This window comes from Anaeromassilibacillus sp. An250, assembly GCF_002159845.1.
GTDB classification, from domain to species: Bacteria; Bacillota; Clostridia; order Oscillospirales; family Acutalibacteraceae; genus Anaeromassilibacillus; species Anaeromassilibacillus stercoravium.
The window spans coordinates 68595-78325 of the sequence record NZ_NFJK01000017.1; the positions used below are offsets into that span (position 1 = coordinate 68595).

A 9731-nucleotide genomic window follows, 5' to 3' on the forward strand; every position below is an offset into this window, starting at 1 on the left:
TTTACTTGAGTTCTACGATGGTCACGCCCGCTTCGCCCTCGCCAAAGGTGCCCAGGCGGAAGCTCTTCACGTTGGGGTGGCGCTTGAGATGCTGCTGCACGGCGGCGCGCAGGGCGCCGGTCCCTTTCCCGTGGATGATGGTGAGCATATTGATGCCCGCCAACACCGCGGAATCGATGAACTGGTCGACATTCATCAGCGCTTCATCCGATGTCTGACCGCGCACATCCAGCTCCATCGCCGCGCGGACATTGGCGCGGTTGACGCTGCGGGTGACCGATCCCTGCGGTTTTTTCACCGGCTTTTCGTTGAGCAGCCGCAGATTGGAGACCGGCACACGTGTCTGGATGATGCCCGCCTGGACCAGTGCGGTCTTGCCGTCCTTATCCGGGGGCTGAAGGACCGTCCCCTTCTTGTCAATATCATAGATCAACACCGGGTCGCCCTTCTTGAGGGGGCGCGGAAGGACATACGCTTCCTCGTCCTTTTTCCGAACCGGGTCAGCTTCGTTCTCCAGCGCGCGCAGGCCGGATTTCAGCTTGGCCTTTTGCTCCGCTGTGAGCGCCTTATTCTTCTGCTTTTTGAGTTCCTCCATTTCGTTGAGCATCGCGTCGATCTGGCCGCGCGTGCGGGCGATCAGCTCGGAGGCCCGGCGGCGCGCTTCCTCCATCTCGCGGTCCGCCTGCGCATCGATGGCGTCTTTGCGCTCCTTTGCCGCGCGGCTGGCTTCCTCCGCCTCCAAACGCTGGCGCTGTGCCTCCTTGCGCTCCTCTTCCAGGCGCTGGCGGCTGGTCTCCAAGCTCTGCACGACGTCCTCAAACCGGGTATTCTCGCTGGAAACCAGCTCCCTGGCGTGCTCCACAATCTCCGGGTCCATGCCAAGGCGCAGGGAAATCGCAAACGCATTGGAGCGTCCCGGCACGCCGATCAAAAGGCGGTACGTCGGCCGCAGCGTCGTCACGTCGAATTCGCAACAGGCGTTCTCCACACCCTCTGTCTGCAACGCATAGGCCTTCAACTCCGCATAATGCGTCGTCGCTGCAATGCGCGTCCCCTTGCGGCGCAATGCCTCCAAAATGGACATGGCGAGCGCGGCGCCCTCGATCGGGTCCGTCCCCGCGCCGAGCTCATCCAGCAAGATCAGGCTGGATGCATCGGCCTGTTCAAAGATTTTGATAATATTCGTCATATGGGCGGAAAACGTCGAGAGGGATTGCTCGATGCTCTGCTCATCGCCGATATCCGCCAACACATGGTTGAAAATCGAAATCTGGCTGTTGTCTGCCACCGGCAGCAGCAGGCCGCACATCGCCATCAGCGTCAACAAACCAACCGTTTTCAACGAAACGGTCTTGCCGCCGGTATTCGGGCCGGTGATCACCAGGGTATCAAAATGCAGGCCGAGTTCAATGTCGGTCGGCACCACCTTTTCCTTGTCGATCAGCGGATGGCGCGCCCGTTTGAGTTCGATCTTCCCCTCGTCATTGACCAGCGGCAGGGTCGCCTTCATCTTATAGCCCAAATTGGCCTTGGCAAAGATCAGGTTCAGCTCCACCGCCTCTTTGTATCCGGAAATGATCCCGCTGGCAAAATTGCCCGCCTCTGCGGAGAGCTCCGCCAGGATGCGCTCCATTTCCGCCTGCTCCTGGGAGAGCAGCACGCGAACCTCGTTGTTTGCCTCCACAACGGCCATGGGCTCGACGAACACCGTTGCGCCGGAGGAGGAGGTATCGTGAACCAAGCCGGGCACATCGCCGCGGCACTCCGCCTTGACCGGCACGACGAACCGCCCGTCGCGCATGGTGATGATCGGGTCCTGTAGGTATTTTTGGGTGACCGGCGACCGCACCATTTTTTCCAATTGTTCCCTGGCGCGCGAAGACGCAGAGCGGATCTTCCGCCGGATAGTCGCCAACTGTGGAGAGGCGTTGTCCGCCATCTCCTCCTCGGAGAGGATTGCATGGTTGATCCGGTCCTCCAAGTACTTGTTCGGCATAATCGCATCGAACCGGTCGTCGAGGATGCTCTTCACGCCCTCGCTTTTGCTGCGCCAATCCACAATCCCGCGCAGCGTGCGCAGGACGGTGGCGATGCGCAGCAGCTCCGTCATATTGAGCGTACCGCCCGCTTCCGCCCGGCGCAGGGAATTCGATACGTCCTTGAGGCCGCCAAAGGACGGCGCACCAAAGCGCGCCATCATGGTGTGGGCCTCGTCCGTTTCCGTCAGAAGGCGTTTTACCTGGGACAAGGACGTGGAAGGGCGCAAATTTTGCGCCAGTTCCGCCGCCGCGTCACAGGAGGTCTCTTCCGCCAATAAATGTAAAATTTTATCCAGCTCTAAAGCCTTAAAATGTCGTTCCATTGTTTCACTCATGACTGTTCCTCTTGATTCTCCTCGCCCGCCGGTTTTGTCATGGTCACATGCGGGCAGTATTCATCCAAATAGGTTTCTCCCTTGGCATGGTAGCCGATTGCCTCATAGAACCCCTGCGCCCGCACCTGGGCGGAGAGGATAAACGCCTTGGCCCCATGCTGGGCAGCGACCTGTTCCAACTTCTGCACAACCAGCGCGCCAAGCCCTTTTCCGCGGTACGGTTTCAAAACCGCCACGCGGCCGATGGTCCAAACGCCATCCGAGCCTTGCTTTGGGAACACGCGCCCGGTCGCAAGCGCAGCCCCGTCCTCCCAAAGCACCACATGCCAGGCCTCCGGGTCGATTTCATCAAATTCGTTGTGAAACCCCTGTTCGTCCACAAATACGGCCTGGCGAATCCGGCGCGCTTCCGGATTGTCCTCCAAGCCTTTTGTACATTGTTCGGTAATCATATCCATTCCTATCCTTTATCCATTTTTTCTGTTTGTGTCCCTTCCATGGGAACAGTCCTCCCGCCCGGTTCCGCCTGGTGATAGAAATCCAGGGTGGGGAAGCTGCGCCCCAAGGTGTTCAGCACATAGGCTTCGCTGGCCCTGGCCACTTCCCAAAGCCCTGCCTCCGGAAGGCGGAACGCAAACAGCTTGTCAAAATCCGCATACACAGTGTGGCGCAACGCGGTCAGCGCGCCGGGGGAAAGCGGCACCGCCGGCTCCGCCCCCTGGGAATAACACGATTGGCAATAGAGGACGCCGCTGCGCGGCAAAAACAGCATGGTCTCCGCCTCGTAACAGGCACAGCCGGCACAGCAGACCAGGTCCGGCATATAGCCCGCCAAGGACAGCATCCGCATCTCCACCGCCGCTTTGACGAGCAAATGCGGCCGGGTCCCCTTCGATAAATAGTAAAACGCCCGCAGAAGCAGACGCAAAAAATCCCCCGCCTCAGCCTCCTGCGGAGCAAGCGCACCGGCGAGCTCACAGAAATACTGGGCAAGGGATAGGCTCCCGATGTCGCGCCGCAGATCAAAAAACACCTCGACCGGCTGTGCATCGTCGATTATGTATTTATCCCGCCCCTTATAAATGAGGAAGCGGGAATAGCAGAGCAACTGGGTAGCGGAGAGCTTGCTGCTGCGCAGCAGCTTGGCCTTCCGCGCAAAAGCACGCAACACGCCTTCCTCCCGGGTGAGCACCGTAATCAGCCGGTCGCTCTCACCCACCTGCCGCTCCATAATCACCAGGCCGTCTGTCTCGATCTGCATGGGAATCCTCCTGCCGGGCGGCGTTCTGCTGTTTGCATTGGGTGTAGATCAGATAGTCCTGTACGCGGCCCGTCTGCGTAAAGCAGGACCACGCCGCCTGCTCGTCATAGTCGTCCATTCCGTTCGCCCCTTTTCCAAGCAATCTTCGCACAACTCCTTTGTTCCATAATACCTAGATTTGTGGAACCTGTTCATGTTTACTATGTGCAAAAGGGAAACGGGTATGAACGGTAATATCTGTTATATGTTTATAGAATTATGTGTCGAAACTGCTGCTATCGTAGCCAAGGCTCCGCAGGATCGCGTCGCTGTTGCGCCAACCCTCTTTCACCTTGACCCAAAGCTGCAAATTGATTTTACAGCCAAAAAAGCGCTCCATATCCTCGCGGGCATAGGTACCGACCTTTTTCAGCATGGCACCGCCCTTGCCGATGATGATCCCTTTGTGGGAATCGCGCTCGCAGAAAATGGTCGCGTGGATTTCGGTCACGCCGTTCTCCTGCTCGCGCATCCGCTCCACCGCCACAGCCACGCCGTGGGGGATCTCCTTATCCAGCAGGCGGAGCAATTTTTCGCGGATGATCTCCCCCGCCAGCACGCGCTCGGGCTGGTCGGTCAGGGTATCGTCGTCAAAGAAATGGCCGCCGGGCATGGCGAGCTTTTTGAGCTCGTCCATCAGGATGCGCACGCCGTCGCCGTTTTGCGCCGATACCGGCACCACCGCTTCAAACGCAAACAGCCCGGAAAGCTCTGCGATCTGCGCCATCAGGATGCTCTTGTCCTGCAAGAGGTCGATCTTGTTGATGGCCAACACCGCGGGCATGTCAAGCGACCGGAATTTTTCGATCAAATCGAGGTCTGCCGGGGAAATCTTCTGCCCTGCTTCCACCACCAGCAGGCAAGCGTCCACGCCGGAGACGGACTCCGTCACGGAGCGCACCATATAATCCCCCAGCCGGTTGCGCGGGCGCATCAGGCCGGGCGTGTCGATAAAGACCAGCTGATCGGCCCCTTCCGTCAACACGCCCATAATCCTCGTGCGCGTTGTCTGGGGTTTGCTGGACACAATGGCCACCTTTTGCCCAAGCATCCGGTTCAAAAGCGAGCTCTTTCCCACATTGGGGCGGCCTACGATCGCAATAAAAGCGGTCCGGTCCTCCGGCCGCATCGTTTCCAGTTCCATCCGTTTTTTGTTTCCTTTCTGCCGCATTTAGGGCGTCCGCGGGAGCTTTTTCTTTCGGAAAAAGTCCCGGATGCCGAGCGGTCCTGCCAGAATGTATACCAACGCCAAAGCGATGCTCGCCAAGAGCACAGCGATCATGGCGGGGTTGTCCAAAAAATAGCGCCAGATGCGCAGGAACGCAGCGGGCTGCCAAAACAGGCATACCCCGACTCCCACGGCAAACCCGGCGCAAATCAGCACGCCGCCTGCCGCCATATCCTTCACAATCCGCACCACCGGGTGGAAACTGGGCGCCACAAGGTCGCAAAGTTCCTCCGCCACGGTGTTGAACGTCTCAGCCGTCAAAACGAGGGCGAACGTGACCAAAAGGATGGCATACCGCGCGCGTGACATCTCAAAGAAGGGCGAAAAAGCCAATACATACAGCACAGCGACTGTATGTATCCGCATGTTCCGTTCGTTGTTGATACAGTAAACAATGCCTCGCAGGGCATATTTCAGGCTTTTAACAAACCGCAAGTTTACTCCTCATCCTCATCCAAAACATAGCTGCTGGAAGCGGGCAGGCCGAGCTGCGTCATCACCTGCTCCTCCTTCTCACGCATGCGCACGCGGTCAATGCCGCCCTGCTCATGATCATACCCCAACAGATGCAGCATCGAATGCGCCGTGAGATAGCCGACCTCGCGGTCTAGACCGTGGCCATAGCATTCCGCCTGCTCCACCGCCTTTTCCATGGAGATCACAATATCCCCCAGGATCTTCGCGCCGGTGGCGTGGTTTTCATCGTAGACGCCGTTTTCGCCCATCGGGAACGAGAGGACATCCGTAGGCATATCCTTATTGCGATACTGCTTATTCAGCTCTTGAATCTGCTTGTTGTCCACAAACGTCACGCTGATTTCAGCGGGCTCGCTGAAATTTTCCATGCGCAGCACTGCGTTGCAGCAACGGCGCACCAACATACGCAGGCCCGTGGGGATTTTTACTGCTTTTTGCCGGTTGTCGATGATTACTCTGACTTTTTCCATGATAATTAACGCCTGCCTTCCTGATATTTTTCATACGCTTTGATAATATCCTGCACCAAACGGTGGCGCACCACATCCTTTTCGTTGAATGTGACCTGTGCAATATCGTCCACATTGCGCAGGATTTTGATGGCTTCCTTCAATCCCGAATGACGCCCATCCGGGAGATCGATCTGTGTGACGTCGCCGGTGATGACCATTTTGGAACCAAAACCCAAGCGGGTCAAAAACATTTTCATCTGCTCCGGCGTGGTGTTCTGCGCCTCATCCAAGATGATGAAGCTGTCGTCCAATGTTCTGCCGCGCATATAGGCCAACGGCGCAACCTCAATGTTTCCGCGCTCTACATACCGCTGGTAGGTCTCCGCCCCCAGCATGTCGAACAATGCGTCGTAAAGGGGCCGCAAATAGGGATCCACCTTCTGTTGCAGGTCGCCGGGCAAAAAGCCCAATTTCTCGCCCGCCTCCACCGCTGGGCGGGTGAGGATGATCCGGTTCACCTGCTGGGCGCGGAACGCTGTGACGGCCAGCGCAACGGCCAGGTACGTCTTTCCGGTACCCGCCGGTCCAACGCCGATGGTGATGGTGTTCTCTTTAATCGCGTTGCAATATTTTTTCTGGCCCAGGGTCTTGGGCTTCACCGGCTTGCCCTTCGAGGTAACGCAGATGCAGTCCCCTGCAAGGGTTTCGATCTTTTCCTCCGTCCCCTCGTTGACCAGGGCAATGCAATACCGGATATTCTGTTCGCTCAACACTTCGCCGCGGTTAATCAGGGTCAAGAGGCTCTCGATCACCCGGACGGCCTTTGCCACGTTTTCCGGTTCGCCGCTCACCTTGATCTCCGACCCGCGTCCGACCACATTGACGGTATATTCATTTTCGATCAACTTAATATTTTCATCGAAGCTGCCGAAAAGCGCCACGGCCTGCTCCATTCGGTCAATATTGATTCTTTGCTCAAACATCCTTAATCTCCAACCTGGCGCGGCAAAATTTCGATCACACCGGCACCCGCGCCATTCCTTTTCACACCGATCCGAATAAAACGATTATAACACACATAAATTCGTTCGTCATTAATTTGACCGCAAAATTCATAAAAAAATCAAGATTGCAGAAAAACTTCCGACTCTACACCGATATTTTCTTCGCAGTCCACATCCACGCGATAGTACAGCACCCCATCCCGGACCTCAACGGTCTCCTCCTGGGCTGTAATCTTCGCGTCCCCGATCTGCTCTTTCTGTTGAAGCGCGACGTCCTCGCGCGCCTTTTCCAGCGCCTCCTCCTGGGAGAGCGGCACGGTCCGCCGCGTTTCTTCCACCCAATTCTCCGTATAGAACGAGATGGGCAATAGGGAATCCATCACCTTGAGCCGCACCTGCTCCGCTTCCAGACGGTAGACGCCGTCCGGCTTCCCGGTAAAACTCAGCGGAATCCGCAGGCCAAACAGGGTTGCGCTTCGCTGCGTCACCACATGCCCGGTCTCCTGTACGATCTCCTTTTGCATCTCCACCTGGGTGGTAAAGGTATGTTTGGTCGCGGCGATGATCTTCCCCGCCGCGTGCTTCAGTGTGCTCCTTCCATAGGTGTCCTCCACCACGGCGTTTAAGAGCAATTGGCCTTCCACCACAGCGTCGCCCTCCTTCACCTCCGGTGTGCCGGCATAGACCTCCATGTAAAGGATCTGCCCGGTTGCCTTTGCCAGGATATTACAGGCGCGCTTGTTGGTGTCCAGGTCCGGTTTTTCCGAGAGTTCCTCCAGCTCTATTTGGACGAGGCAACCGGACGTGTTTACGGAAAGCCAGCTCGCCTGCGGGAAGGCGTTCATCAGCTGCTGCTGCAAGAGTTTCGCCTGCACGTCCTTTTTCCATACGCCGGGCTTCAGCCCCAGCTCCGCTGCCACGGATTCGATCTGCTCCGTTGGGATTCCCTCGTTTCCTGAAACCTCCACGCTCCAAACGTGGAGCGACAAAACTTGAATCAGCAGGAAAGCGAGGACCGCTCCCGCCACCAGCCCTTTCCTGCGCCGGAGAAACGCAAGCCGGAACGGCATGCCCCGGCGCTCCTGCACTTTCAAGACACACTTCGTTTTGCGGGCGGCCGGCAGCAAATGGCGGTAACCGCCCGCGAAAATGCAAGCGGTGAACGTTTCTTTCTTTTCAATATTCCAAAGGCTGATCCCGTTTCGTGCGCACTGGTTTAAAAATTGTTCCGGCGCGCCGCGTATGGAAAAGCGGACGGTGCCCATCACCCAGCGGAGAGCATGCAATACGATCACGCACAATCCTTCCCTTCCCAGTTTGGATGTGTATTAGGAGAGAAATTCAATGCCGGTAATGAACCCTTCCACGACTAAGGAATCGGCGGTCAGGCAACGGATCACCAGGCAGCGCCCGGTAAACCGAAGCGTCATCCTCCCGGCACGGACGCGCACCACATCTGTATCGTATTCCAACACGCCCCGGCATCCCTCCAAAACGACCTCTCGGTTCCCTTTGACCTCCATATATGTGGACATGGGGAGGCTGTTGAATCTCTGTGGTCGCTTGTTTTCGATCTTTTTTTCGGCCAATCCGCCTCACCCCAAACTTTCTCACTTTATATCGTGCTCTCATAAACCTATGCAGCCAAATCCCTAAATAAAACTTTCTATCCAAAAAAGTCCATGCATATGGGTCTGAACGCGGCTCAAAGCATCATATGATTGGGACGAACCTGTTTGAACAAGGGAGGCCCTTTCCATGAAAAAACACTTTGCACGCCTGTTTCTGCCCCTCGGCGTCCTTTGCGCCGCCGCTGCATTGCTCTTTTACCCTACACAGGCTGCGGCCGGAGCCAAACGAGGGATTGGGTACTGTGTGGATATTTTGATCCCCTCCCTTTTCCCTTTTATGGCGCTCTCCGTGTTTGTTGTAAAATCCGGGCTGGCCGCTTCCATGGGCCGGCTTACTGCCGGCCCATGCCGCATCCTCTTTGGATTGCCGGGGAGCGCAGCGGCGGCGATTGTCATGAGCATGGTGGGCGGCTATCCGGTGGGCGCGCGTGCCGTGGCCGCGCTCTGCCAAGAGGGGGAAATCACCCCGCAGGAAGCAGCGCGCATGCTCTGCTTCTGCGTCAACTCCGGCCCCGCGTTCGTCCTCAGTGTGGTGGGAGCGGGCCTTTTGCGCAACGCCCAGGCTGGCGTAATCCTTTTGGCCTCACAGCTCTCCGCGTCCCTGCTCCTGGGGATTCTGTGCAGCTTGGGCGTCTCCCGCAAACAGCGCGGAAAAGCCGTCTCCCAAAAGGGAATGGGCGCCGCGCAAGCGCTGATCTGCTCCGCTTCCGACGCGGCGCGCTCCATGCTCTCCATGTGCTGCTTTGTCATCTTGTTCGCCGTCTTGCTAGATCTTTTGCGGGTATTTCTTTCCTCCCCCACCGCATCCACTTTTGTTTCCATTCTGCTGGAGGTGACCGGCGGCTGCAACGATGCGGTGCAGCAGGGCCTCCCCCTATGGGTCCTCTCCTTTGCCATCGGCTGGGGCGGCATCTGCGTGCATTTTCAGATTCTTTCCTCGATCTCCGGCATCCCGATCGGCATGCCCCGCTTTATGCTGTTTCGCCTGTTTCACGGCCTGTTGGCGGGCGGGATCGCCTTTGGCCTCTGTGTCCTTTTTCCGGAGGCAGCGCCGGCCTTTGGCAACACAACCGCGCCCCTGCACGGCGTCCTGATGGGTTCCGTCCCCGCCGCTGTTGCCATCGTCGGCCTATGCATCCTTCTCCTGCTTCAATGCCGGAAGGACAACCGAATCGAAACTGCAAAGCATGTAGGTTTGTCAAACATCTTGTACAGCGAGAGATTCAAAGAAAGCAGCAAGTTTTTCTTTCGGGGAGAGCCAGGCA

Annotated in this window: 11 protein-coding genes; 1 reads left to right on the forward strand and 10 read right to left on the reverse strand. The window is 57.4% G+C overall.

What is annotated here, in order from left to right; genetic code table 11:
* Position 1 precedes the first annotated feature (1 nt).
* From B5F54_RS13750 to B5F54_RS13790, 10 genes are all read right to left on the reverse strand, one after another.
* Entirely contained in the window at positions 2-2362 is a 2361-nt protein-coding gene (locus B5F54_RS13750) for an endonuclease MutS2 (RefSeq protein WP_087234834.1), read from the reverse strand.
* 8 nt (positions 2363-2370) lie between these two features.
* Complete coding sequence (locus tag B5F54_RS13755; RefSeq protein ID WP_242969711.1) at positions 2371-2826, reverse strand: GNAT family N-acetyltransferase; 456 nt, start codon at positions 2824-2826, stop codon at positions 2371-2373.
* An 8-nt stretch (positions 2827-2834) separates the two neighbouring features.
* On the reverse strand, positions 2835-3635 hold the full coding sequence (gene recO / locus B5F54_RS13760) for a DNA repair protein RecO (protein WP_087234827.1): 801 nt from the start codon (positions 3633-3635) through the stop codon (positions 2835-2837).
* Entirely contained in the window at positions 3586-3777 is a 192-nt protein-coding gene (locus tag B5F54_RS17375) for a hypothetical protein (protein ID WP_140400391.1), read from the reverse strand. The genes recO and B5F54_RS17375 overlap by 50 nt, the downstream gene beginning before the upstream one ends.
* A 114-nt stretch (positions 3778-3891) precedes the next feature.
* Positions 3892-4818 (reverse strand): GTPase Era, encoded by a 927-nt coding sequence (gene era, locus B5F54_RS13765; RefSeq protein WP_087234835.1) that lies wholly within the window; start codon positions 4816-4818, stop codon positions 3892-3894.
* A gap of 27 nt (positions 4819-4845) precedes the next feature.
* Positions 4846-5337 carry a diacylglycerol kinase family protein gene (locus tag B5F54_RS13770; protein WP_087234828.1) on the reverse strand — a complete coding sequence of 164 codons (492 nt, stop codon included), beginning with the start codon at positions 5335-5337 and terminating at the stop codon, positions 4846-4848.
* Positions 5338-5339: 2 nt separating this feature from the next.
* Entirely contained in the window at positions 5340-5849 is a 510-nt protein-coding gene (ybeY, locus tag B5F54_RS13775; RefSeq protein WP_087234829.1) for an rRNA maturation RNase YbeY, read from the reverse strand.
* A gap of 5 nt (positions 5850-5854) precedes the next feature.
* The gene (locus B5F54_RS13780) at positions 5855-6814 is read right to left on the reverse strand and encodes a PhoH family protein (protein WP_087234830.1); all 960 of its coding nucleotides are present in this window, start codon (positions 6812-6814) and stop codon (positions 5855-5857) included.
* Positions 6815-6954: 140 nt separating this feature from the next.
* A complete protein-coding gene (locus B5F54_RS13785) occupies positions 6955-8130 on the reverse strand; it encodes a sporulation protein YqfD (protein ID WP_140400392.1) in 1176 nt (391 codons plus the stop codon).
* 33 nt (positions 8131-8163) lie between these two features.
* On the reverse strand, positions 8164-8424 hold the full coding sequence (locus B5F54_RS13790) for a YabP/YqfC family sporulation protein (RefSeq protein WP_242969712.1): 261 nt from the start codon (positions 8422-8424) through the stop codon (positions 8164-8166).
* A 169-nt stretch (positions 8425-8593) separates the two neighbouring features.
* On the opposite strand from B5F54_RS13790, the gene B5F54_RS13795 reads away from it, so the two are divergent.
* A partial coding sequence (locus tag B5F54_RS13795) for a hypothetical protein (RefSeq protein WP_207651974.1) occupies positions 8594-9731 on the forward strand: 1138 nt, incomplete at its 3' end.